The 26174-nt window shown below is 48.4% G+C and carries 22 protein-coding genes; 8 read left to right on the top strand and 14 right to left on the bottom strand.

Going from position 1 to position 26174, the window contains the following annotated elements:
- Window positions 1–30: 30 nt before the first annotated feature.
- From EBB_RS11595 to EBB_RS11610, 4 genes are read right to left on the bottom strand one after another with little or no spacing between them, the layout of a single operon-like run.
- Entirely contained in the window at window positions 31–2376 is a 2346-nt protein-coding gene (locus EBB_RS11595; RefSeq protein ID WP_192394012.1) for a methyl-accepting chemotaxis protein, read from the bottom strand.
- Between the two features lie 42 nt (window positions 2377–2418).
- A complete protein-coding gene (locus EBB_RS11600; protein WP_192394013.1) occupies window positions 2419–2934 on the bottom strand; it encodes a chemotaxis protein CheW in 516 nt (171 codons plus the stop codon).
- 19 nt (window positions 2935–2953) lie between these two features.
- Entirely contained in the window at window positions 2954–5044 is a 2091-nt protein-coding gene (locus EBB_RS11605; protein ID WP_192394014.1) for a chemotaxis protein CheA, read from the bottom strand.
- 39 nt (window positions 5045–5083) lie between these two features.
- Complete coding sequence (locus EBB_RS11610) at window positions 5084–5446, bottom strand: response regulator (protein ID WP_026146892.1); 363 nt, start codon at window positions 5444–5446, stop codon at window positions 5084–5086.
- 408 nt (window positions 5447–5854) lie between these two features.
- Here EBB_RS11610 and EBB_RS11615 point away from each other — a divergent pair, with 408 nt between their 5' ends.
- The 6 genes from EBB_RS11615 to EBB_RS11640 all read left to right on the top strand — a co-directional run bounded on the left by EBB_RS11615 (window position 5855) and on the right by EBB_RS11640 (window position 13647).
- Entirely contained in the window at window positions 5855–6466 is a 612-nt protein-coding gene (locus EBB_RS11615) for a GspH/FimT family pseudopilin (RefSeq protein ID WP_192394015.1), read from the top strand.
- A 3-nt stretch (window positions 6467–6469) separates the two neighbouring features.
- Complete coding sequence (gene pilV, locus EBB_RS11620; protein ID WP_192394016.1) at window positions 6470–6922, top strand: type IV pilus modification protein PilV; 453 nt, start codon at window positions 6470–6472, stop codon at window positions 6920–6922.
- A complete protein-coding gene (locus EBB_RS11625; RefSeq protein WP_225587410.1) occupies window positions 6919–7650 on the top strand; it encodes a PilW family protein in 732 nt (243 codons plus the stop codon). The genes pilV and EBB_RS11625 overlap by 4 nt, the downstream gene beginning before the upstream one ends.
- A 12-nt stretch (window positions 7651–7662) precedes the next feature.
- The gene (locus EBB_RS11630) at window positions 7663–8241 is read left to right on the top strand and encodes a pilus assembly PilX family protein (RefSeq protein WP_192394017.1); all 579 of its coding nucleotides are present in this window, start codon (window positions 7663–7665) and stop codon (window positions 8239–8241) included.
- Window positions 8242–8266: 25 nt separating this feature from the next.
- Window positions 8267–13099, top strand: a complete 4833-nt coding sequence (locus tag EBB_RS11635) for a pilus assembly protein (protein WP_192394018.1) — start codon at window positions 8267–8269, stop codon at window positions 13097–13099.
- 80 nt (window positions 13100–13179) lie between these two features.
- On the top strand, window positions 13180–13647 hold the full coding sequence (locus tag EBB_RS11640; RefSeq protein ID WP_192394019.1) for a type IV pilin protein: 468 nt from the start codon (window positions 13180–13182) through the stop codon (window positions 13645–13647).
- Window positions 13648–13670: 23 nt separating this feature from the next.
- Here EBB_RS11640 and queA read toward each other — a convergent pair whose 3' ends face one another.
- The 9 genes from queA to EBB_RS11685 all read right to left on the bottom strand — a co-directional run bounded on the left by queA (window position 13671) and on the right by EBB_RS11685 (window position 21257).
- Window positions 13671–14690, bottom strand: coding sequence for a tRNA preQ1(34) S-adenosylmethionine ribosyltransferase-isomerase QueA (gene queA, locus EBB_RS11645; protein WP_192394020.1), 1020 nt, complete (start codon window positions 14688–14690; stop codon window positions 13671–13673).
- 149 nt (window positions 14691–14839) lie between these two features.
- Window positions 14840–15082 carry an FAD assembly factor SdhE gene (locus tag EBB_RS11650; RefSeq protein ID WP_192394021.1) on the bottom strand — a complete coding sequence of 81 codons (243 nt, stop codon included), beginning with the start codon at window positions 15080–15082 and terminating at the stop codon, window positions 14840–14842.
- Window positions 15079–15861 carry a succinate dehydrogenase iron-sulfur subunit gene (locus EBB_RS11655; RefSeq protein ID WP_225587411.1) on the bottom strand — a complete coding sequence of 261 codons (783 nt, stop codon included), beginning with the start codon at window positions 15859–15861 and terminating at the stop codon, window positions 15079–15081. Before EBB_RS11655 ends, EBB_RS11650 begins: the two co-directional genes overlap by 4 nt.
- Window positions 15861–17645, bottom strand: a complete 1785-nt coding sequence (sdhA, locus tag EBB_RS11660; RefSeq protein WP_192394022.1) for a succinate dehydrogenase flavoprotein subunit — start codon at window positions 17643–17645, stop codon at window positions 15861–15863. Before sdhA ends, EBB_RS11655 begins: the two co-directional genes overlap by 1 nt.
- A 3-nt stretch (window positions 17646–17648) precedes the next feature.
- On the bottom strand, window positions 17649–18029 hold the full coding sequence (sdhD, locus tag EBB_RS11665; protein ID WP_192394023.1) for a succinate dehydrogenase, hydrophobic membrane anchor protein: 381 nt from the start codon (window positions 18027–18029) through the stop codon (window positions 17649–17651).
- Window positions 18030–18042: 13 nt separating this feature from the next.
- Window positions 18043–18414, bottom strand: a complete 372-nt coding sequence (gene sdhC / locus EBB_RS11670) for a succinate dehydrogenase, cytochrome b556 subunit (RefSeq protein WP_192394024.1) — start codon at window positions 18412–18414, stop codon at window positions 18043–18045.
- Between the two features lie 38 nt (window positions 18415–18452).
- Entirely contained in the window at window positions 18453–18644 is a 192-nt protein-coding gene (locus tag EBB_RS11675; RefSeq protein WP_192394025.1) for a DUF1674 domain-containing protein, read from the bottom strand.
- Between the two features lie 3 nt (window positions 18645–18647).
- Complete coding sequence (locus EBB_RS11680; RefSeq protein WP_192394026.1) at window positions 18648–19955, bottom strand: citrate synthase; 1308 nt, start codon at window positions 19953–19955, stop codon at window positions 18648–18650.
- 117 nt (window positions 19956–20072) lie between these two features.
- Window positions 20073–21257, bottom strand: coding sequence for a BaiN/RdsA family NAD(P)/FAD-dependent oxidoreductase (locus EBB_RS11685; protein ID WP_225587412.1), 1185 nt, complete (start codon window positions 21255–21257; stop codon window positions 20073–20075).
- A gap of 143 nt (window positions 21258–21400) precedes the next feature.
- On the opposite strand from EBB_RS11685, the gene ppdK reads away from it, so the two are divergent.
- Window positions 21401–24139, top strand: coding sequence for a pyruvate, phosphate dikinase (gene ppdK / locus EBB_RS11690; RefSeq protein ID WP_192394027.1), 2739 nt, complete (start codon window positions 21401–21403; stop codon window positions 24137–24139).
- Window positions 24140–24186: 47 nt separating this feature from the next.
- Here ppdK and EBB_RS11695 read toward each other — a convergent pair whose 3' ends face one another.
- Window positions 24187–25422 carry a diguanylate cyclase domain-containing protein gene (locus tag EBB_RS11695; RefSeq protein WP_225587413.1) on the bottom strand — a complete coding sequence of 412 codons (1236 nt, stop codon included), beginning with the start codon at window positions 25420–25422 and terminating at the stop codon, window positions 24187–24189.
- A gap of 198 nt (window positions 25423–25620) precedes the next feature.
- Between EBB_RS11695 and EBB_RS11700 the strand changes: the two genes are divergently transcribed.
- Window positions 25621–26133 carry a transcriptional repressor gene (locus EBB_RS11700; RefSeq protein WP_225587414.1) on the top strand — a complete coding sequence of 171 codons (513 nt, stop codon included), beginning with the start codon at window positions 25621–25623 and terminating at the stop codon, window positions 26131–26133.
- Window positions 26134–26174: the final 41 nt, after the last annotated feature.

Raw genomic sequence — 26174 nt, forward strand, 5'->3', positions numbered from 1 at the left:
TCTAATGGTTTGGTCAATCAAGCAACTCCGCTAAAAATCCTGCCATTCGTCGTCAGCTTGTGAGGTTTGTTTAAAACTACTCGGCTGACGAATCGGTTGCGATAATGTCGCTCTATTGGCCTCTGCACGAACAACGCTAGAACTATCGGCATGATGAACAACTTTTTGCTGCCCGGATTTTTTTTCTGTTTTGAAAAACGCCAACATCTCGACCATATTCGTCGACAAGTCGCTCATTGAAACACTGGCGGCAGATGCTTCTTCGGCTAAAGCCGCGTTTTGTTGGGTAATTTCGTCCATTTGCGCAACGGCCTGATTCACCTGCCCTATACCCGCAGATTGCTCAACACTTGCGTCGGCAATCTGGGCGACGATTTCACCCACCTTCTGCACGCCTGCCACAATTTCGTTCAGAGCTTTACCGGTTTCGTTCACAAACTCGGTGCCTGCTCTGACTTTTTGCACACTGGTTTGAATCAGCTCTTTACTCTCCCTAGCCGCGGTGGCACTGCGTTGTGCCAGATTTCTCACCTCTGTGGCAACCACGGAAAAGCCTCTACCTTGCTCGCCAGCTCTGGCTGCTTCCACTGACGCATTCAAAGCCAACAAATTGGTTTGGAAGGCAATTTCATCAATCACGCTAATGATGTCAGCGATTTTATTACTGCTCTCGTTGATTTCCTGCATGGCGGAAACCGCCGCCTTGACGACATTCCCACCTTTTTCAGCCAACTCTTTGGCGTTATTGGCCACTGTGTTAGCTTGCTGAGCGTTATCGGCATTATTTTTTACAGTACTAGTCAACTCTTCCATGCTGGCGGCAGTTTGCTGCAAATTCGCAGCCTGTTGTTCGGCGCGTTGCGATAGATTGTTATTACCGCTGGCTATTTCTTGAGACGAGTTGTTAATAAAATGAGCAGACTCGCTAACCTGGCCGAAAATCTCGTTCAGCTTATCGATGGTGGTATTAATGTCGTTCTTGCAGTTTAAATAAACACCTTGGTAATCACTGGTGATTCGATTGGTCAAATCTCCAGCGGCCATACTTTGCATGGTACTGCCAACATCTCTGAATACATTTTCGATCACATCGGTCAGTTCGTTGATGCCTTCGCTGAGCGTTTCAAAAAAGCCTTGCTTATCGGCCATCTCGATCCGGCTGGACAATTCACCGACTTTAACAGCTTCCACTATGCTGGCAATTTCCTGCTCGATTTTTACTTCATGCGTTCTATCCAACCACTCGACCACGATACCGATACGCTCGTTTTCGTCGTTCTTAACCGGATTGGCAACGATATTCATGTGTCTGTCGCCAATCACTAAGGCCGAACTAAACGTGCTGGATAGGTTTGCCAACAGGCCGCGTTGGTGAGCTGGTTTTTTATGGAATTGATCGATGTTGGCGCCCATCAGCTTGCTAGCATTGAAATCAGGCAATTGCTTGCGAATGTCTGCTTCCGCATTTTGGAACATATCGGCCACTGTCTTGTTCATGTATATGATGTCTAAATCGTTGTTAGCCACCATGACACAAGACTGCACATTGTCGAGAGCCTGTTTGATGCGCATCGCCTCCGATGCTACTTGTTTGGAATACGCCAAATCGGAATTCAACTTAACTTGCATGCCGTATAAGGCCCGATAGAAATCGCCGATCTCATCACCACGATCCAAATCTATAGTATTCCGGAATTGCTCGTCCGCCATCCGATAGGAAATCCTAATAGACTTCTCTAATGCATTTACGACACTACGAATCACCGAATATCCCAATATTGAGGCAAATCCCGCCAAGCCCAAAAACAGGAACATCTCCGGGTATTTTTGTTCCATGTAATGGTCGTAAATGGAATTGATCGTCGGCAACAAAAAGATCAGGTAGATAATCCCAACTTTTTTCCACAAGCCCAATTCCAGTAATTTCTTGATGAGCGCATTAATTCCCGTCGGCCGTATTGTGGCTTTATTGGCATTTAGTTTTTCATACAAAGATTCTGCTTGCTGAATTTGCTCCCGGGATGGCGCGTAACGAACCGACAGGTATTCGTGTACTTTGCCATTCTTGAACACCGGTGTTACATTTGCTTCCACCCAATAATAATCTCCGGTCTTGGTCCTATTTTTGACGGGTGCGGTCCAAGGGCGTCCAGCCTTCAAACAATTCCATAAATCTTCAAATGCCGCTGGCGGCATGTCAGGATGACGAACCATATTATGATTCGCCCCCACAAGTTCATCCTTGCTAAAGCCGCTGATTTCGATAAAAGCGTCGTTTGCATAAGTAATAATGCCTTTCAAATTGGTGCGCGTGACCAAAATGGTGCCTGGCTTCATTAAGACTTCGCGATCGGTCACAGGGTGATTGAGTTTCATTGCATATCCTCCGTTACAACCCAGCCATAAACAGCTCTTTTTTCAACTTTCATCTTCACCATCCAGGCCATCAAGTTTTAATAATTTATCTACATCCAACAGCATCACCATTCGGCCGTTTACTGAAACCAGGCCATTGATAAATTCAGTACTGACTTTTGCACCAAAATTCGGCGCGCTTTGGATACTTTTTTTATTGACATCGACAACATCTGAAACAGAATCCACCACAACCCCGATGATCCTGGTTTTATCGGCCATACGCGCTTGCAAAACCACAACTACCGTTAAGGGCGAGTAATCACTGTGTCCCAGTTGAAATCGTTCGCGTAAATCAATGATAGGCACAATCGCACCGCGCAGATTGACCACACCTTTTTCATAAGCCGGCACATTGGGAATTCGCGATACCGGCTCCCAACTGCGAATTTCCTGAACTCGCAGAATATCTACCCCATATTCTTCCTGGCCCAAGGTAAAGCTTAAAAACTGCAAACTAGTATCCAACCGTTTTGCATCTTGCTGGTCTGTAATGCTGAGTTCGATTATTTCCGACATGACACGCTTTAGATTAGGTTTATTGGTTAGCTAAACGCACGAGACCGGGGATATCAAGAATCAGGGCCACCGAACCATCGCCCAGAATAGTTGCGCCAGATACCCCTTCAATCCGCCGATAATTCGCCTCGAGCGACTTAATTACTACTTGCTGCTGACCAAGCAGATCATCCACGAACAAGCCGCAACGCAAACCTTGCCCTTCGACAACCACAATTAAACCTTCGGTTAGCTTGGTGGTTTTCGCGGTAGGCACGTTAAAAATTTGATGCATCCTGATAATCGGTAAATATTGGCCGCGCAACAGGAAAGTTTCCCCTTTGCCCGCCACTCTATTGAGCCTGTCTTCCTTGACGTGAAGTGACTCGATAATAGAACCCAAGGGTAATATGTAGGTTTCATCGCCAACCGCAATCGACTGACCATCCAGAATAGCCAGAGTAAGCGGAAGATGAATGGAAATGGTGGACCCTTTGCCCAACTCGGAAAGAATTTCTATGTTGCCGCCCAAGGCCTGGATATTACGTCGGACCACATCCATCCCCACACCGCGACCGGAAATATCGGTAAGTTTTTCTGCGGTAGAAAACCCCGGCATAAAAATCAGCTCGTATGTTTGCTTATCGCTTAAGATTGCCTCGGGATCGATCAAACCTTTTTCAATTGCTTTGGCCCTTAATTTATCTTTGTCGAGGCCTTTACCATCATCAGTGACTTCAATCACGATATTGCCGCCGCGATGATAAGCTTCAAGGGTAACCGTACCCGTTTCGGGTTTGCCGGCCGCGAGCCTGACATTGGGCATTTCAATGCCATGGTCCAAGCTGTTTCTGACTAAATGAACCAAGGGATCACTGAGCAGTTCGACGACTGTCTTATCCACTTCGGTGTGTTCACCCACCAATTTAAGTTCGATTTTTTTACCTAGTTTGCTGCTGATATCATGCGCCAGCCGTGGGAAACGGCTGAACACGAAACTGATAGGCAGCATACGAATGTTCATCACGCTTTCCTGCAGTTCTCGGGTATGCCGCTCAAGCTGAGAAAGTCCGTTTTTCAATTGATCAAGTTTATTCAATTCGAAATGTTCGCCTAATAAACTGAGCATGGATTGGGTGATGACCAACTCCCCTACCATATTAATCAAGGTATCGATTTTGCTGGTATCCACGCGAATGGAACTTGAACCTTTGGGAGCGGCTTTTACTTCCTCTTTTTTACCGCTTTTACGCTCCGGCGCATTGGACTCAGATTCTGAGGTACTTGCAAACTCAGAGCTTATTTCTCTAGGAACAATGTTTGTAACGGGCTTTATAGCGATGTCTGCTGAGACCTGGGTTTGTGCAGAAGAAGTGGACGTTTTGTAGATCGGTTGTTTAGCCAAATCGCAATCGTCCTCGACCCAGTCGAAAATCTCGTCAATTTCCGCCTCCGGAATATCGCCCAAAACACGCAATTTCCAGGACAAATGACACTCTTCCGGATCCAAATCGTCAAGATCGGGTACACCTTGTAAATCCACGGTTGTCGTCAACTGGCCCAGGGCTGCCAACTCCCTGAACATCCGTACCGGTTCGTTACCGGTCTTCAACAAATGTAAATGCGGACTGAAGGCTATTACCCAGCCGGCGATTTGTTCAGCTTCTTCAGCGGGCAAAACCGCAGCACTTTTTGGCGCTGAAGCTTCCGGAGCGTGTCTCCCAGTCGGGGAACTCGGCACTGCATTATTTAGCTCGTTATCCAAGGCTAATTTATGCTCAGCGACATCAGACTGATCCACTTCGCTGCCGTTTTGTATCGATTGCAGCATATCTCTCAGGCAATCGACTGACCCCAGTAACACATCAACCGCCGGTTGGGTGATTTTTCTACGGCCGTCGCGCATTTCATCGAGCAAGGTCTCCATGACATGGGTAAAGTCGGAAACAGCAGTAAAACCGAAAGTTCCGCTACCGCCTTTTATTGAATGCGCCGCGCGGAAAATTGTGTTGATGTCTTCGACGTTAACATCCCCCAAATCAAGATTGAGCAATCCCGATTCCATCGCGTCAAGTCCTTCGAAACTTTCTTCGAAAAAAACCTGATGAAATTGCGCCATATCGATTGACATAGAATTACCCGGTGCTGATGTCTCTGAAAATGCGGATATTTAGCCCATCACTTTTTTGATCGTTTTCAAGAGCTGGTCTGGATTGAATGGTTTGACTATCCAGCCCGTTGCACCGGCATCTTTGCCCTGCTGCTTTTTGTCCGTTCCCGCCTCAGTGGTCAGCATCAACATTGGCGTAAACTTGTAGTTCGGCAAAGCGCGTAAGTCTCTAATTAATTCAATTCCGTCCTTGTTTGGCATATTGACATCGGTAACCACGCAATCGAAAGCTTGCGCTTTAGCTTTGTTTAAAGCGTCCGCTCCATCAACGGCTTCTACCACGTTATAACCCGCGCCCTTTAAGGTAAACGCCACCATCTGCCTCATTGATGCGGAATCGTCTACAGCAAGAATTGTTGCCACAATTTTCTCCTCAAAAATTTATCGAACATAATTTAAAACTGTTAAATCAGTACAAACTGCGATTATCAGTTCAACTGATTAGAATTTTACATTGCTCAGATTGTAGCTAAGCTCAGCTAAGATTGTAGTTAGAGAAAGCTGATCTTGCCGAAAAACACTCATTTTAAAAATCTAAGACGCCTCGTTGCAGGGATCGCCATTTTGGCGAAAATCTGTAAACACTCACATTGCGATTGTGGTTTAACTCGCATAACTTTGTTGAATCCTGTGCTATCTTCAAATGCGATTCCGATACTTCAATGGCTCCTCCCCAAAATCCATGATTTCATATTTACAGTTTTTTGAGGTTGATGCAGCCATCTGATTTGAATGTAAATTCAAACCAGCAACCCAATTCGAAATGAGCTTATGAAGACTGTACCTTCCGATTATCTAGATGGTTTCACCTTAATAGAATTGATGGTTACCATCACAATTGCGGGAGTTTTATTGGGCGTGGCAATACCAAGCTTTACTTCGATTATCAGCAGCAATCGACTCAGCACATCGACGAATGAGCTTGTAACGGCTCTCAACTTGGCGCGTAGTGAGTCCGTAAAGCGTAGCCAATCTGTGACTGTGCGCAAAGTTGATGATAATTCCTTTACTCACTTGGGCGACACAGCCAATTGGGGGGGGGCTAACTGGGAAAATGGTTGGGATGTGTTTACCGATGCCGACAACGATGGCAATTACGAGACTGGCGATCTATTGATTAGATCTTTTCCCGGATTACATACTAATTTGTCTCTGAGGGGGAATAATAATTTTGCCAATTTCATTCGATTTACACCCAACGGCTTTATCAGCAACTCAGGAGGCGGTAGCTTTGCATTATGTGAAAGCAGCACTATTTCCAAAGCTAAACTAATTATCGTCAAAGGTACAGGTAGGGCACGAATTGCTCCAGATCAAGACCAGGACGGCATTCCAGAAAAAGAAGATGGTACTGAAATTAGTTCTTGCACATCGGGGTTTTAACTTATGATCAAAAGCCACGGATTCACGCTTATAGAAGTATTAATAGCAATATTGGTATTAGCACTTGGCTTACTTGGCATGGCTGGCTTACAAGCTACTTCGTTGAGAAATAATGTGAGCGCCTACAATCGCAGTCAGGCCACGGAACTAGCCTATGACTTAGCTGACAGAGTACGTACCAATATAGCGGGCTTAAACACCTACACGTCCGTACTGCCAACAAGCGCGACTGCCCAGTCAGATTGCTTGGCTGTTAGCACTACCTGTACAGCTGCCGATATGGCTCAAAACGATTTGTATGAATGGAATGGTAACGTGACGACAACCCTTCCAGGGGGAGCGGGTACCATCAGCGTCAACAGCGGCGTCTACACAATTGCTATTAACTGGGACGATAACCGCGACGGTAGCGTAAACAGCAGCGACCCAAACTTTCAGACGACTTTCCGCTTATGAAAACCATCAAACCTCAGCGAGGTATGACCTTAATAGAGATCATGATCGCTTTGCTAATCGGCGCATTTTTACTTACGGGCATCATACAAATCTTTATAGGCAGTAGGCAAAGCTATCGAATGCAAGAAAGCATGTCCAGGCTCCAAGAAAACGGTCGATTTGCCCTGGAGTTTCTTGCTCATGATATCCGTATGGCCGGTTTTTGGGGCTGCCGCAATCCAACCAGTCCTGATATAGATATTGCTGGAACCAATAATAACGCAACAAATGGTGACAACATTGACGATGGCACTGACACATTAACGCTGAAAGGCGCATTCGTGCAAACACCAACTGGAACCTGCGGCGATGCAGTCTTGAGCACTGACGCCTTTTACACCCACGCCACGTCTACCATTACTTACAAAATCAATAATGGTGTTCTACAGCAGGACACAAACGGCTTAAACAATCCTTTGGTTGAAGGGATTGAGAATATGCAAATCCTATACGGCGCTGATACCAACAGCGACAATTCCCCAGATTACTACGTCGCAGCCGGAACTACAGGCCTTAACATGGCTCAAGTCGTGAGCATACGGATAAGTTTATTGGCTGCAACAATTGAGGATAACCTAACCTCGCAATCAACACCTTACACTTACAATGGCGCCACTACAACCCCGTCTGATCTAAAAATCAGGCGAGTTTTCAGTTCAACGATTGCCGTACGAAACAGATTACCCTAAATAGCGCATGCGATGAAGACACTATCAACCTCATTGGCAAAAAACACATATAGCAAGCTATCTGTAAAGCAAAAAAGAATATCGCGTCAATCCGGTGCCGTATTGGTAGTCAGTTTAATCATGCTACTTCTGTTAACTCTAATTGGAGTTACAGGCATGCAAACCACTTCCATGGAAGAAAAAATGGCCGGTAATACTCGAGATCGGAGCATTGCTTTTCAGGCAGCTGAGTCTGCCCTTCGCGATGCTGAAAGGGATATAACACATTCTCGTAACTTGATTGGATATACCGGATTTTCAGTTGGCTGTGGTGGATCTACTGCAAGTACTGGAGACGATGGGCTTTGTTATAACGGAGGCACTGCGTACTCTACCGACATCTGGACAACTATCAGTATGACAGCAGCGCCCAGTGTAGCGTACGGTCAAATTACCCATGCCACAGCCATATCTAATCTATCAGCTCAACCTCGCTATATTATCGAAGGTTTACCGAGCGGCACGGATACTTACTACCGTATCACCGTTCGGGCTCAAGGAGTACTCGCAACAACGGTCGTATGGTTACAAGCGATATATAGGCAATCATGAATATGTTTAATCCCAAGAGGCAACCATGAACATAATACGCATTCTGCTTATTCTGTTATTAAGCAATTTACCGACAGCAGGCAGGGCATTGACGCTCGCCCAGAGTCCTCTGTTCATTGCGTCCACAGAGCCTAGGGTTATGCTGCTGCTATCCAGAGACCACGAATTATCGAAAAAGGCATATACCGACTATACAGATCTAAATAACGATGGATTGCTTGACACTAGTTATAACGACTCAGTTTCATACTACGGCTATTTCGATGCCAATAAATGTTACACATATATAACCGTAAATAACCGGTTTGAACCAACAACAACCGTAATTACTGGCACGCATCAGTGCAACGGAAGTACCTGGAGTGGCAACTTTCTAAACTGGGCCACCATGACACGATTAGACGTGGTCCGTAAAGTATTATATGGCGGTTTTCGATCCACCGATAATACCGGAACATCATTAGGCAGCACAGTACTTGAAAGAGCCTTCCTGCCACCCGATGTACACGCATTTGCTAAGGTCTACGCCCCAAATGGCACAACCGGCAATGGAACCGCAGTGAATCTATATACCCCATATTCTTCGGACTCAGGGATTACTCTATGTAATGTAACCGACATGGCGGCTGGTGTTCAAACTGGTTCTATAAATACCATAAACGGTGTAGGCACCTCTCCAGCTCCATTAATAAAAGTTGCCGCCGGCGGTTGGCCGCAGTGGGCAATGACGGAGATTTTGCAGTGTCAATGGAAAGAACAAACAGTCGAACCTTCACCTCGCCCCAGCACCGCAACTCATAGATTGACTGGCTCTAGCGACTTAACAGCGCGTGTTGCGGTTTGTGTTCCGGGCATGTTAGAGGATCAATGTAAGTCATATTTTACGCGCGCTAGCACACCGGTAGAATCTGTTAAGCCCACAGGTCTACTTCAAAAATATGGCGACGTAGATGCGGAACGCAGAACCCGTTTTGGCCTAATAACAGGAAGTTACAAAAAAAATACTTCAGGTGGGGTATTGCGGAAAAATATTAGACTATTGACGAATAACGCCAATACTTCTTTGACTAGCAGCGCGGTATGCGGTGATAACAATTCTGAGGATGAAATTGACGTTTGCACGGGTCAGTTCATAAATCAAGATGCTGCTGATAACGGCATTGTCGATACGCTCAACCGTATTCATATTGCGGGCTACAAAACGCCTACTGCCGGATCAATCACGAGCACTCAAGTATGCTCTAGTGGATACAACAACAGCGCTCCGTTTGCATGTAACGCAGGCAGCTCAACAGGTGGCTTACTCTCAGGCACTAACGGTACTTGCGTTGACTGGGGCAACCCGTTGTCTGAGATGTATCACGAAGCTCTACGATATTTTGCTGGCAAAACATCAGCTTCCACAGCATATGCTACCGATGATAGTTCGTCCACAGCAGTGATTGCGGGACTTGGGCAAGCCACATGGGATGCTAGCTCTGATCCATTACCGTCAACTGAATGGTGCGCTTTGTCTAACGTTATTGTGCTATCTACGGGTTTGACGTCTCTGGATAACGCCACAATTACCACCGACATTTCAGGACTGGATCCTGCCAATCTGACCAACGCAGTCGGCACAGACGAAGGGGTCGATGGCACGGCACAATTTCTGATAGGCTACAAAGGAAGTGCTTCATCGCCAACTTCTCTGGACTATTTGTGTACAGCCAAAACTTTACCCAACTTGTCATCGGCCAGTGGGATTTGTCCGGAATTGCCACATATGAGGGGGGGATACCTAATAACCGGCCTTGCCAGATCCAACCGTTCCCTTGATCTCCGTCCGGGATATGCTACCAATAGAACTAACCGATGGACGGGAATTAATTCTGACTGGGTAGCTCGGCAACCAATAGGCACCTATACAGTCGGTTTAGCCGAAAACTTGCCAAGCTTCGAAATTTCCGTTGATTCTGGCAAAATCAACTTGGTCCCTGCTTGCCGATCCAACGGTTCAACTACCTGCAGTATGACCGATTTACGCGTAGAGAATTATTCCCCGACCGCTGCCAGTTTCCTTGTGTCCTGGGAAGATGGTTCTGCAGGTAGCGACTACGACATGGATACTATAGGACGCATACAATACTGTGTAGGTAGCGCTTGTTCACCAACAGTCCCCTCTAACCAAATTAAAGTCACCGTATCCTTGGCTCAGTCTGCGACTGGTTCCGGCATGGAACTGGGTTACACCATTTCAGGGTCAAGTACTGATGGAACCACTTTCCCCATTAAAATACCAGGAACCGCAACCTGCGACCCCTCTACAGGGACTGGGGCAAACGCCAATTTTTTTAGCCTACTTACCACACCATTCTCTTCTCGTCCTGCTACTGCATATTTAACTTGGTCAACATGCCCAGCGCCATTTGACACAACGAAACTTCCTAGCGGAATTGTCACTGCCACAGGCTGTCCTAGTGGCAGTAATTGTGGCTGCCCAAAAGCTACAATTTACACACATACAAGTACCCCAGCGGCTGGTTTACTAAAAAACCCTCTCTGGTATTCGGCAAAATATGGAGCGCCGCTAAGTTCTTGGGACTTGCATAATAATATCACTCAGGCTTTGACTCCTGATGGTGAGCCAGATAATTTCTTCGATGTGCGAAATCCAGCTACGCTTTACAACTCTTTGGCAACTGTTTTTGACAGAGCCTCTCAACCGGACGCGTCAGCCGCATCTGTTGCGACCAACTCCACCAGCCTACAGATCGAAAGTAGAGTATTCCAAGCCAAATTTTCCAGTGCAGATTGGAGCGGGCAATTATTGTCTTACCGGATCAATACCAGTGGTACGCTTAGTACTACCGCCGAATGGGATGCAGGAACAATTATCAACTCTCAAGACCCTTTTACTGGAAGAACTATTATCACCAAAGGCGCAAGTGATGGTGTCGCGTTTACTTATGCTAATCTTACCGGACCCTCGACAACTGTAGGAACCGAGCAAAATTACCTCGACAAAAACTACACTGGCATTACAGTTGATAATTGCGGCCTTGAGCGGGTGGATTATTTGCGTGGCGATGCTACCAACGAGGGAGAAACTGGTACTTTGACCTGCGCATCTACCTCTTCAATCAGCAAGTTTCGCCCGCGCGATACCAGTAAATTAGGAGATTTTATTAATTCTAACCCCTGGTACGTAGGACCGCCGGCAGCAGGCTATTCAGATATCCTCCACCCAGGCTATAGTGCATTTAGAACTAGCAAATTAAACCGTAAACCCATGGTTTACGTAGGTGCAAATGACGGCATGTTACATGCGTTTGACGCATCCTTAGATTTTAGTAGTGTGACGGCAGGTGTTCCAACCGCCACATCCGGTAAAGAATTATTAGCTTACATTCCATCAGCTGTATACCCTAATTTGAGTAGACTGACCGCAACGAATTACCGATCTGATCACCGATATTTCGTCGATGGATCACCAATGACCGCAGATGCGGACGTTGGCACAACTTCTACCCCCGATTGGCGGACAGTTCTAATCGGTGGCTTGGGTGCTGGGGGCAAGGGTTATTACGCGCTCGATATATCCGATCCAAGCAGTTTCAGCGAAGCCGAAACCGCACCGGCAAACACTTTGCTTTGGGAATTCGATGATAACGACATGGGTTACACTTTTAATACTCCACCTACCAGCCTTAGCACTAATCAAGCAAAGCAAATCGTTAAACTGGCAAACGGCAAATGGGCGACTATTTTAGGAAATGGTTATAACAGCAGCGCGGGCAAGGCAGTTTTATACGTGTTGTTTATTACAGACGGCATTGATGGTAGTTGGGGTACAACTGATTTCGTCAAAATCATTGCCGATAGCCCTACCGCCGCAGATAATGGGCTTTCAACACCAGTGCCAGTCGATACAGACTTCGATGGATACGCCGACACTGTGTACGCTGGCGATATCAAAGGCAACATGTGGAAGTTCCTTATTGGCCCCAACAGCAGTGACAACACGGTGACCAGCAACACTTCAACTTGGAAAATAGCTTTTTCCAGTGCATCCTGCGCCAACGCAACGCCAAGCACCTGCACTCCACTATTCAGCGCTATGAACAGTAGCAGCCAAACTCAACCGATCTTTTGGCCTCCTGAAGTAACCTCGCATCGTGGCGGACAGCTTGTCATGTTTGGTACCGGCAAGTATTTGGAAACTTCTGATAACACTAGCAACTCGACACAGACCTTCTATGGCATATGGGATAGAAACAACGGTACGACAACGATAGGCACCCGAACAACTGATTTACTACAGCAAACAATAACCAGCAGTTCAACAACTACGGCGGGAACCTTTCGAGTACCAAGCACCAACTCAATCAACTGGCGCCCCAGCACCGGCGGCAGTGCGGCAAATTGTTCAGGAGTCTGTACTCCAACGCACATGGGCTGGTACATAGACTTACCCAGTACTGGAGAACGTGGGACTGGAATCCCAAAATTAATTAATAACGTTATTTTTTTCAACACGTTAATACCTTCGACAGCGGTCTGCGACTCTGGTGGAACAGGATGGCTGATGTCATTGGATTATTTAACCGGAGGAAAAGTCACTACACACAGAATATTCGACACTAACGCTAGCGGCACAATCGATAGCAGCGATATTGAAGTAGGTGGTTTTCAAATTGGCGCTGTTGTAGGTGGCACAACCTTGATTCAAAATCAATTAACCACCAGCAATATCGGTGTTGGCGTGTCAGCGAAAACATCAGGAGCTTTAGCCAGTACACTCATTAACTTTGGTACTAGCGGCTCCGGCGCAAGCAGTACTTTGAATCGCTCAAGTTGGCGCGAGCTTTTTCGATGAATAAGCATTACCAATTAAATATCTATGGGGTAAATAAAAACACCCAAATAACTTAATTAAGGCTTTGCAGGAAACCGACTATGAAACAAACACAAACTGGAGTTACACTTGTTGAGCTAATGATCGCGGTAGCCATCGTGGGTATTCTGGCTGCAGTAGCTTTACCAAGCTATCAAGACAGCATGCGAAAATCGCGCAGAACCGATGTAAAAGCAGTTTTGCTTGGATTATCAAATGCTATGGAACGCCGCTTTACTGAGACAAACAGCTATTGTGACGCATCAAGCACTGGTACTGCAGCAACTGGCTGTGGAACAGCTACCGGCGATACCGGCACACCGTCGATCTACACAATTCCAACGGGAACTGCTGGCTTTTACACTGTAACAATCAGTGCGGCCAGCTCTAGTAGCTACACCCTAAGTGCCACACCGACCGGAGCTCAGACTGGAAACGGCATACTCGAATTGACGAATACTGGAGTAAGGCGCTGGGATAGAAATAATGATGGAGACTTTTTGGATACGAATGAAGCCACTTGGGACTAATTGTTAATACCGCGTTTCGATAACTAGATCATTAACATCGCATCCCCATAGCTAAAAAACCTATACCTTTGCTCAATAGCATGCCGATAAGCATTCATTACCGCTTCATAGCCGGCAAACGCCGAAACCAACATTAATAAAGTCGACTCCGGCAAATGAAAGTTGGTCAGCAGCGCATCTACAGATTTGAACGAATAACCCGGCGTAATAAATAAATCGGTATCGCCGAATCCAGCCTGCAACACACCACTACGTGATGCTGACTCCAACGCTCTTACCGCTGTGGTACCTATAGCCACAACTCTGCCTCCCCTGGCCCTTGCCTGATTAACTGCATCTACACAATCTTGCGAGATGCTATAAGATTCCTTATGCATCACGTGCTCGGATAAGTTTTCGACGCGTACAGGGCGAAATGTGCCGCTGCCGACATGCAAAGTCACGAAATTAAGCGCGACTCCTTTTTTTTCTAAGCGATCCATGGTTAGCTGATCGAAATGTAACCCGGCTGTAGGTGCCGCCACGGCCCCCAGTTGCTCGGCAAATACCGTTTGATAACGATCCAAATCACTCGCTTCGTCAACACGGCTAATATAGGGCGGCAGCGGAATATGCCCCACTTCATCCAATAGCGCCAACACGCCGGCTTCCGTTTCAAACCGCAACCTGAATAAATCGTTATGTCTACCCATAACCCTGCATACCGCGCCATTCTCCAAGGTCAACAAGGCATCGGTCTTTGGCGACTTACTTGCTTTAACATGAGCAAGCGCTGTATGGGCATCCTCGATACGCTCAATCAAGATTTCGACTTTACCGCCGCTTGACTTATGCGCGAACAAGCGAGCAGGCATGACCTTGGTATTGTTAAAAACCAATAAATCGTTGCTACTTATCATGTCGACAAAATCGGCAAACTGACAGTCTGCAATTGCCGCACTTTGTCTATCCAGATGCAGCAATCGACTGGCGCTCCGTTCCGGCAGCGGATACTGGGCAATAAGTTGCTCCGGCAACTGGTAATTGAAGTCGCTCTTTTTCATTCCGAATAGTATTTAAATGACTTTTGAACAATCTTGGGGCTTTATCAGCCGCCAGATTCGTAAAGGAGAGTTTATTTGAAGTTTTTTAATACGTTAGATCAGTTTGTATTGTGAGAAGCATCGATTTTGCAGCCAAATTTTAGCAAAACTTAAACCGGCAAAGCTCTGATTACCAAGACCAGGCTTTTCATACTCTGTTCGCTCGGCAATTGTTCACCCATCAAGTATCGCATCAGTTCCGTGTCTTCAAGTTCCAACATTTGCAAAAACGTCTGTTGTTCCGTAGTGTCGGCGGAGAGGTAACGATTTTCCAAGTACCTGATCAGCATCAAATCAAGCTCAAGGGTACCGCGCCGGCAACGCCAGCGCAGTTTATTGATGTTTTCGTTCACAGATGGTCGCGTTCTACCAAGAGCTTCTTGATTTCGGCAATCGCCTTGGCGGGGTTAAGTCCTTTAGGACAAGTATCCGTGCAGTTCATGATGGTGTGACAACGATACAATTTAAACGATTCATCGAGCTCGTCCAAACGTTCTTTATCGTTTTCATCGCGGCTGTCGGCTAACCAACGGTAGGCTTGTAACAGGATCGCCGGTCCGAGATATTTGTCGCTGTTCCACCAATAGCTCGGACAACTGGTTGAACAACATGCGCAGAGCACGCATTCGTAAAGACCGTCGAGTTTTGCACGATCTTCCCTACTTTGCAGGCGTTCGGTTTCGGCAGGCGCCTCTGATTCGTTGATTAACCAGGGTTTTATCGACGTATATTGTTCGAAGAAATGCGTCATATCCGCGACCAAATCCTTGACCACGGACATATGCGGCAACGGGAATATTTTCACGGTGCCTTTGTAGTCGCTAATCGCTTTGGTGCACGCCAAGGTATTTTTACCGTTGATGTTCATCGCACATGAGCCGCAGACGCCTTCGCGACAGGAGCGGCGAAACGTCAGACTGCTGTCGATTTCATTTTTAATTTTGAGAATCGCATCCAGCACCATCGGTCCGCATTGGTCCATATCGATCTCATAGGTATCGATGCGCGGATTTTCCCCGGAATCCGGATCCCAACGATAAACTTCAAAATTGCGAATGTTGGTAGCGCCATCGGCTTTAAAAGTTTTACCCTTTTTAATCACCGAGTTTTTGGGCAGTGTAAATTCAACCATTAGTAAACCCTCTCTTTAGGCGCAACGACTTCGACTTCGTCGGTGAGCGTATACAGGTGGACGGGGCGGTAATCGATTTTGACTTTGTTGCCTTCCCGCCAGGTCAGAGTGTGCTTCATCCAATTCTTGTCATCGCGTTTCGGGAAGTCCTCGCGCGCATGACCACCGCGACTTTCTTGACGATTACCGGCGGCAGTAATCGTAACTTGCGCTTGGCCAAGCAAATTATCCAGTTCCAGAGTTTCAACTAAATCAGTATTCCAGATCAGCGATTTATCACCCACTTTGACATCGTCAAACGATGCGGCAATTTCGCCTATAGCCTTGATACCTTCGTTTAGCGTGGCCTCAGTTCTGAATACCGCCGCCTTAGACTGCATGGTCGTTTGCATATCCATGCGAATTTCCGCCGTTTTACGGCTGCCGTTGGCATGGCGGATTTTATCGAAACGAGATAACGCTTGATCCGTAGCGTCTTTTGCCAACTGCTTATGCGGCATACCAGGCTTGATCAGCTCTGTGCAACGAATCGCCGCCGCCCGACCAAATACCACTAAATCCAACAAGGAGTTGGAACCTAAACGATTAGCGCCATGCACCGAAACGCAGGCCGTTTCGCCGATGGCCATCAAGCCAGGAACCACATAATCGGGATTACCGTCTTTCAGTGTGACGACTTCGGCCTTGTAATTGGTCGGAATGCCACCCATGTTGTAATGCACGGTCGGCAAAACCGGAATAGGTTGTTTGGTCGCATCGACACCGGCAAAAATCCTTGCGGTTTCGGTGATGCCGGGCAAGCGTTCATGGATGATAGCCGGATCAAGATGCTCCAAATGCAAATGCACGTGGTCTTTCTTAGGACCTATCCCGCGTCCTTCGTTAATCTCAACCGTAATCGCCCGACTAACTACGTCGCGAGACGCTAAATCTTTAGCATGCGGCGCGTATCGGGCCATGAAATGCTCACCTTCGGAGTTGGTCAAATACCCCCCCTCACCGCGCGCGCCTTCGGTCATCAAACAGCCGGAACCATAAATACCGGTTGGGTGGAATTGCACGAACTCCATGTCTTGTAAAGGCAAACCGGCTCTCAAGACCATACCGTTGCCGTCGCCGGTAACCGTGTGCGCCGAGGTGCACGATAAAAAGGTACGACCGTAGCCACCGGTTGCCATTACTGTTTGATGGCCGCGAAACAGATGAATGGAACCGTCATCCAAACACCAAGCCAAGACACCACGGCACTCACCCTCTTCCATGATCAAATCCAGCGCGATGTACTCGACGAAGAACTCAGCATTGTGCTTCAAAGCCTGTTGATACAAGGTATGTAAAATGGCATGACCGGTCACGTCAGCAGCCGCACAGGTTCTCTGCGCCTGGCCTTTGCCGTAATGCGTAGACATGCCGCCGAAAGCCCGCTGGTAAATTTTACCTTCGGCAGTCCTCGAAAATGGCACGCCATAGTGTTCCAGCTCGATGATGGCCGGAATCGCTTCCCGGCACATGTATTCGATGGCATCCTGATCGCCCAGCCAGTCTGAACCTTTCACCGTGTCGTACATGTGAAAACGCCAGTCATCCTCACCCATATTACCCAGTGCCGCACTAATACCGCCTTGCGCCGCCACGGTATGGCTGCGGGTAGGAAATACTTTACTGATACAAGCGGTTTTTAGACCTTTTTCCACCATGCCGAAAGTAGCCCGCAAGCCGGCTCCGCCGGCGCCAACCACCACGACGTCATGTTGGTGTTCGATGATGTTATATGCTGAGGCCATGAGTTACCTTGCGAAAAAAATGATGATAATCGCGAGTAATGCCGCGACACCCAAAACTAAAAAAATCAGATTAGTGGCGCGTATCGCCAAGTGTCTGACCGGGATAGTAGACACATAGTCTTCAATCACCACCTGCACTCCCAAAGCAGCGTGGTAAACCACGGCCACGGTCCAGGCGATAATCGCCAAGGTATTTAGCGGGGAAGATAACCACTCGACTGTATCCGCATACGGCGCGGTCAAGGCTTTATTCAGTAACACAATCAACCAGATCGACAACGGCACCAGAGCCACGGCAGTGACGCGTTGGTACCAAAAATGACCGGAGCCGCTGTGTACCGAGAAAAAATCAGCAGCTTTTTCCAATGTTGCTTTGTAATCCATATCCAGCCCTCTTTTAAGAAACCACGAAGGTAATCAATGTCAACGATGCGGAAGCGATCAGCTCGTAAACCGCATACTTATCCAAGGCCATCCGCTCGAATGTCTTGCAAAAATCCCAAATCAGATGCCGAATGCCATGCACCAGATGAAAAAATAGCGCGTAAATAAAGCCCCAATACACCAGCTTAAACAACCAGTACGACATAAAGGCCTGCATAGCGCCATACGCACCTTCACCAGCGGCAATGGCGAACAGCAAATAAACGAACAACACTAGGCCCATGGAAAGGAACACCCCGGTCATGCGGTGGGTGATTGACACCAAGCCGGTTAAGGGCAATCGATAGACTTGCAGATGGGGCGAAAGTGGTCTGTTTGCTGACATGATTTACCCTGTATTTAAAGTTGAAAAAAAATTTGTTATTAAAAATCGACGCAACGGCCTTTGCGCTCCCAATCGCCAAAGCGAGTAGGCTCCGGCCCTTTCGGGCCATTAATTTCTGTCGGAATGGCAGGATCTTGCTCCGCAGACGGCGTCTTCGCAGATTCTGTCTTAGCGTTCTCAGGCGGTTCTTGCGTATTAGTTTGTGCCGACTTCATGTCGATTTTCTGCATAATTTAGCGATTATTCACAGCTGTATAGTCACGCCGCGGCGGCCCGACGTATAACTGTCTCGGCCTGCTGATCGGCGTACCCGGCTCCTCCATCATCTCCAGCCAATGTGAAATCCAGCCGGCGGTTCGGGCTATTGCAAACATCACGGTGAACATTTCGACGGGGATGTGCAACGCTTTATAGATAATGCCAGAATAGAAATCGACATTGGGGTAGAGTTTTTTCTCGATGAAATATTCGTCTTTCAACGCATATTCTTCCAAGGCCAAGGCCAGTTCAAACAGCGGATCGTTGGTGTTGGTTCTGCTCAACACCTCGTAGCAGGTTTTGCGGATGATGGTGGCGCGCGGATCGAAGTTTTTATAAACCCGATGCCCAAAGCCCATCAAGCGGAACGGGTCGTCGTGATCCTTGGCTTTAGCGATATATTTGGGTACGTTTTCGACGCTACCGATTTGCGCCAACATATTCAAAACCGCTTCGTTGGCACCGCCGTGAGCCGGTCCCCACAACGCCGCTATGCCGGCTGCCACGCAGGCATAAGGATTAGCGCCGGTACTGCCCGCCATGCGTACCGTAGAGGTACTGGCGTTTTGCTCGTGGTCGGCATGCAGAATAAACAACAGATTCAGTGCTTGGACCAGATTGGGATCGATGTAATGTTCTTGATCGATATAGTTTTGCGAGGAACGGGAGAACATCATGTTCAGGAAGTTCTCGCAATAACTCAGATCCATGCGAGGGTAAACAAAAGGCCGACCGATGGAATGCCGGTAAGACGCGGCTGCTATGGTGGGCATCTTGCCTATCAGCCGAGTCGCACAGATCATGCGGCTGGCAGGGTCTTTGATGTTCAGATCACTATGATAGAACGCCGACAAGGACCCCACCACCCCCACCAGCATCGCCATGGGGTGGGCATCGTAATGAAAACCGTCAAAGAATTTGCGTAAAGCTTCATGGATGATGGCCCTATCGCTGATTTCCTCGTTAAAGTCACGCAACTGCACGGCATTGGGCAGTTCGCCGTTCATCAGCAAATAGGCAACTTCAGTAAATTCGCAGTTTTCGGCTAATTGCTCGATGGGATAACCGCGATACAACAAAATCCCGTTATCGCCATCAATGTATGTGATTTTGCTTTTGCAAGCAGCCGTGGCAATGAAGCCCGGATCGTAAGTAAAACACCCAAGATCTTTGTTTAAAGAGCGAATATCGACAGTATCTGCACCCAAAGACCCCTTCAACAACGGATATTCAACTTCTTTTCCGGTGGCGTTGTGCCTGACCAGTAAAGTATCGTTTGACATGGTTTCCTCAGTTTTCTGTTAGCAGAAGCTTAGCAGTTGAAACCGATTATCACACAGGCAATGTGAATAGGCCAAACGCTTATGGCATGAACCCGGCCAAGCTTAAGCCACTACCCATTACTCAAACATACTGTCCCGCACACCACCCGGAAGACCAAGCCCATTGAAAGTTATATCCCCTAGCCAACCGGTTACATCCAACACTTCCCCAACAAAATACAGCCCCGGCACTTGCAAACTCTGCATGGTTTTCGAAGAAATCGCATCGCAATCCACGCCGCCGACGGTTACTTCGGCGGTGCGATAGCCTTCGGTGGCATTCGGTTTGATGGTCCAGTTATGTAGATTTTCCGCGATCGCGTTCAGATCTTTGTCGGCGCAATTGGCAACGGTTGTATCCAACTGCCGCTCGTCCAATAGAGCTTGCAACAAGCGTTTGGGTAAGTAGTCAGCCAGTAGATTTTGGATTTTTAGCTTGCTGCCTTGGCGCCGTTTTTCTTTCAATGTCTCCGCCAGGTCCATATCCGGCAGTAGGTCCACATGCAGAGCTTCGCCGGGATGCCAATACGAGGAAATTTGCAGGATAGCCGGCCCGCTTAGACCACGATGGGTGAATAAAATATTTTCTGTAAACGACTGCTGTTGATTGCTTACTCTGCAAGGTACCGCAATACCGGTCAGCGGGGTAAAGCGCTGTGAGTCCTCCGGCTGCAGAGTCAACGGCACCAATCCGGCGCGCGTAGGCCAAACTTTGATGCCGAATTGTTCCGCGACTTTATAACCAAACGGCGTGGCGCCCATTTTCGGTATCGATAAGCCGCCGCTGGCAATGACCAAGGCCGATGCAGACATAACACCGTTGCTGGTGTGCAGTAAAAAATCGCCGTCGCTAAGTTTCTCCAATCGCTCCACCCGACAATTTAACGCCAGCGTCACGCCAACTTGGCCGCATTCTTTTAACAGCGCATCCAGAATATCCTTGGCACTATTGTCGCAAAACAATTGCCCGTGCAGACGTTCGTGAAACGCTATTTGGTGACGCTGAATAAAGCTCAAAAAATCCCACTGCGTGAAGCGGCTAAGCGCCGACTTGCAAAAATGCGGGTTATTGGAAATGTAATTTTCCGGCGCTATGCTGTAGTTGGTGAAATTACAACGGCCGCCACCGGACATCAGAATCTTTTTGCCCGGCTTATTGGCATGTTCCACTATTTTCACCCGCCGGCCGCGTTTGGCGGCTTCGATGGCGCACATTAAGCCAGACGCGCCGGCTCCGACGATGATGACATCAAATTTATCCATGGCGCGTAACTTGTAATGACTCGAAAAAATAGGTAAAAAGTGGGGTATTCTAACCGCAATACCCGGCATCACGAGACGCCAACAAGGTACCCAAGGCGTTTCCCGCAGCCATCATCTAACATCAACACTTCGACAAGGCCATAATGACTCCAAAATACAGCTATTCATTCAATACGGGCGACGGCAAAAACAAGGCATTACTGGGCGGCAAAGGCGCAAACCTCTGCGAAATGACGCAAATGGGCTTTAACGTACCGCCGGGCTTTGTCATCACCACCCAAACCTGTCTGACTTACCTGGAAAACAAACAGTTACCCGTCGATCTGATGGACGAAGTTCGTCAGCAAATCGCCGAAATCGAGCAACTGAGCGGTAAGTCATTTGGCGGCGCCAACGACCCGCTACTGGTTTCGGTACGTTCCGGCTCGGCCATCTCGATGCCGGGCATGATGGACACCATTCTGAACTTGGGCTTGAACAAGCAAACCCTGGCCGGTTTAATCGAAATGACCGATGACCCGCGCTTTGCTTACGACGCCTATCGGCGTTTCATCCAATTATTCGGCAAGGTGGCGTTGGGTATCGACGACGAAAAATTCGACGTGCATTTCAACAATGTCAAGCGTGCGGCCGGCATCAAAGCCGATGTGGCGTTGACCGCCGACCAACTCCAGGAAATCAGCGAACTGTTCCTGACCGTAGTCCATGAAGAAACCGGCCGGCCGTTTCCGGAAGACGTTTACCAACAATTGGAAATTGCCATTCGTGCGGTCTTCAATTCCTGGTTGGGAAAACGTGCGGTGGATTACCGCCGCGAGTTTCACATCACTCCCGATATTGCCAACGGCACTGCCGTCAATATCGTCACGATGGTATTCGGCAATATGGGCGACGACTGCGCAACTGGCGTCGGTTTCACCCGTAATCCTGGCACCGGTGTCAACGAGATGTACGGCGAATACCTGGTCAACGCGCAAGGCGAAGACGTGGTCGCCGGTATTCGTACCCCCAAACCGGTTCACGAAATGGCGAAGGAAATGCCGGAGCAATATCGGCAACTCGTAGAACTGCGCAATAAACTGGAAGCGCATTATCACGAAGTGCAGGATTACGAGTACACCATAGAGCGTGGCATTCTGTATTGCTTGCAAACCCGAAACGGCAAAATGAACGCGACCGCGATGGTGAAAACCTCCATCGACATGGTAGCGGAAGGCCTGATCAGCAAAGAACAAGCGCTGCTCCGGATCAATCCGGATATGTTGGAACAATTGCTGCATCCGCAATTGGCCCCCAATCACGAAGTCAAAGCCATTGCCCAAGGCCTGCCGGCTTCGCCTGGCGCCGCTTGCGGCCATTGCGTCTTCGATGCAGATACCGCCGTTCGACTGGGTAAAACCGGCCAAGACTTGATTTTGCTGCGCGAAGAAACCAAACCGGAAGACATCCACGGCTTTTTCGCCGCACAAGGCGTCTTGACCAGCCGGGGCGGCAAAACCTCGCACGCGGCCGTGGTGGCACGCGGTATGGGCAAAGCCTGCGTGGCTGGCGCGGAAGACATTAAAGTCGATGTACGCGCCCGCTTGGCTATCGTCGGCGACATCCACATCAAGGAAGGCGACCTGATTACGATAGACGGCAGCAACGGCAATATCTATTTGGGCCGGATTCCGACCATTCCGCCGTCCTTTTCTGAGGAATTAAAAACCTTGCTGGGCTGGGCCGACAGCATTGCCCGCCTACGTGTACATGCCAATGTCGATACGCCGGAAACCGCGAGACTGGCAGTCAGCTACGGCGCCAAAGGCATAGGCCTATGCCGTACCGAACGCATGTTTAATGCTGCAGACCGTTTGCCCTTGGTGGTAGACATGATTCTGGCGCACAACACCGAAGAACGCGAAGCCGCTTTAGCCAAACTGTTCCCGATTCAACGCGACGACTTCCAACAGTTGTTCGAAGCCATGTCGCCGCACCCGGTGACCGTGCGCTTGCTGGATCCACCTATGCACGAGTTTTTGCCTAACGAGCATCAATTGATCGACGAGCTGGATGCGCTGAAACACTACCTGACCATCGTCAAAGGCCAACGCGTCACACTGGATACCCTGGCACATCCGGCGGAAATGCCGGCACCGTTCAACATGTTGAACGAAGACGTAATTTTGGAAGCGATCAGCAAAAAACAGATGATGCTGGATAAAGTGCTGGAGCTTTACGAAGTCAATCCGATGCTGGGTCATCGTGGCGTTCGTTTAGGCATGAGCTATCCGGAAATCTACAAAATGCAGATCCGCTCGATTCTGGAAGCAGCGGCATTATGCGTCAAACAGCGGATTTCGGTCGAACCGGAAATCATGGTGCCGCAAGTGATCACCGCGCAGGAGCTGAAAACCGTTAAGACTTACGTGGACGAAATTCAAGCGGAAGTGGAAGCGCAATACAAGCTCAAGCTCAACTTCAAGTTCGGCACAATGATCGAAACGGTAAGAGCTTGCACCCGTGCCGACCGTCTGGCCGCGACTGCTGCTTTCTTTTCATTCGGCACCAACGATTTAACCCAAGCCACTTTCTCCTTCTCCCGCGAGGACGCCGAAAACAAATTCCTGCCGCTGTACGAAGAATCAGGATTGCTGGAAGACAACCCGTTCGAAACACTGGATGTCGAAGGTTTGGGCAAATTGATGAAAATGGCCGTGGAACTCGGACGTCAGCAACGCCCGGACTTGAAAATTGGCATTTGCGGCGAGCACGGCGGGCATCCGCGTTCGATTAAATTCGTTCATGACTTAGGCTTGAACTATGTATCGTGTTCGGCGCCGCGCATTCCCGTGGCTCGCTTGGCAGCGGCTCATGCCAAACTATTGGAAAAACATTCGTAACTAGACACATGGCAAGGGCCGATCAAACACTGGCCCTTGCCATCATTTCAAACCCGGCGTTTGCCAACCCGGTTTCTACCGGAGGCCTTGGCATCGTATAGCGCCTGATCCGCCGCGTGCAGCAGACTTTCGAAAGACAGGTCGTCACTCGGAACGATACTGGCAACACCAAGACTGATCGTCACAAATTCGGAAATTTTGGAAGCCGGATGCGGCAACCGCATATTCTCGACGGCTTTACGCAGAATTTCGGCCAATACCATGATTTGGTCGGTATCACAGGCCGCTACCACGCAAAACTCTTCGCCGCCGTAACGTGCAATCAAATCGCCCGGCCGTCTAAAGAAACGCTTCAAGGTTTTAGCCACTTGCCGTAAGCAATGATCGCCCTCGATATGTCCAAGATTGTCGTTGTATAGCTTAAAGAAATCGATGTCTATCATGATCATCGAGATAGGGTATTTATGCCGCAAGGCCCGCTTCCATTCCCTTTTTACAAAGGCATCGTAGTAACGACGATTCGGTAACAGGGTCAACGAATCCAGATACGCCAGTTGCATGCGGCTTTTGGCTTTATCCAGGCGCTGGCTCAGTCTGGCTTGCGCCAAATAAGACAACAGCAATACGATCAAACCGATAACTGCCACGATTGCATGAGTGATCATCAAATGCTCCAGGCGCTCGCTCACAAAAGCATCGATACTGGCGCTGGGAATACTGACACTAATACCGCCGCGAATATCGCCGTCTTTGTAGCCTTGCCGCTGATGGCAAACCAGGCAACTCTGATCGACATGCAGCGGCGCCATGTAACGATAAAAAGATTGCCCGTTGATAGTACCGATACTGCTTACGCTTTTTTGACCTTGCTGGAACGCCAACAATGCCTCTGACTCCCATTGGTCCGGCCGATTTTCCGGGCGAAGCGGATTAAAACCGGTAATATGAAAGGCAATACCCGATTCGCCGCCCATTTCCGAGAGCTGCCGAGTCATATAGGCTGGGTTAATCAAAGTCAGGCGCTTGCCATCGGTGGTCTCTACATCGCGATGTGGAACTTCCAGGTAAGGATTGGGCTGAGTAGCCTCGGTGATAGGTACGTAAACGCCGCCGTGCAACGCATTCCATTTTCTGATCAAGACGATATGATCGAAAAACATCTCTGCCTGCCGCGTGGCAATTTTTTGCGCGTACTGTTTGGTATCCGTGACTTGCTGGTAAAGGTTCAGGCTAATCAACAAAATCCATAGCACTGCATAAACCAGGAATGTAATCCTTCTCATTTATTGCCTCAAAATTACTTATAGCCGCTTCGCAAAAGTCCGCCGAGAAACCGCCAAACAACCATACTATGGCGCTTAACCGCGCGCCTTAAAAACACACAAACTCTATTTGATAATCCGATTTGAAATGGGTTGTTTATGCTGGCACTATAACTTACCGCATCCACAAAATGAATGAACCTAATCACCCTTTGTAAAATGACCGACCAAGCAACTTTTCCGGCACCAGAGCATGACCATAACGTATGCATCCACAGGGCGATAAGTGTAGCCGAACAACTTTGCTTAACACGCGGCGTGCAACTGACCCCCATCCGCCATAAGATTTTGGAACTGATCTGGAACAGCCATAAGGCCGTTAAAGCCTACGACTTGCTGGATCAAATCAGGCCGGTAAACGATGCCGCAAAACCTTCGACAGTCTACCGGGCCTTGGATTTTCTGTTGGAACAAGGCCTGATTCATCGGGTGGAGAGTTTAAATGCGTTCGTCGGCTGCCACTGCTCCGGCACCCAACACGATCAACTACTGTTAATCTGCACCGCGTGCCATACGGTTCAGGAACGCGCCGCGCCCTCGGTACTCAACGCGTTATCCAAAGAACTTGGCGATGCCGGCTTCGTACCGCAGCGTAAAACCATTGAAATTCATGGCTTGTGTAAAACCTGCCACCCCGCCACCAATACGGCTGAAGAACAGGCTATTCAATAACCCGCCAAATATTGACCTAGATCAACGCTTATTCCCTATAA

The organism is Methylomonas fluvii (assembly GCF_014850975.1).
GTDB classification, from domain to species: Bacteria; Pseudomonadota; Gammaproteobacteria; order Methylococcales; family Methylomonadaceae; genus Methylomonas; species Methylomonas fluvii.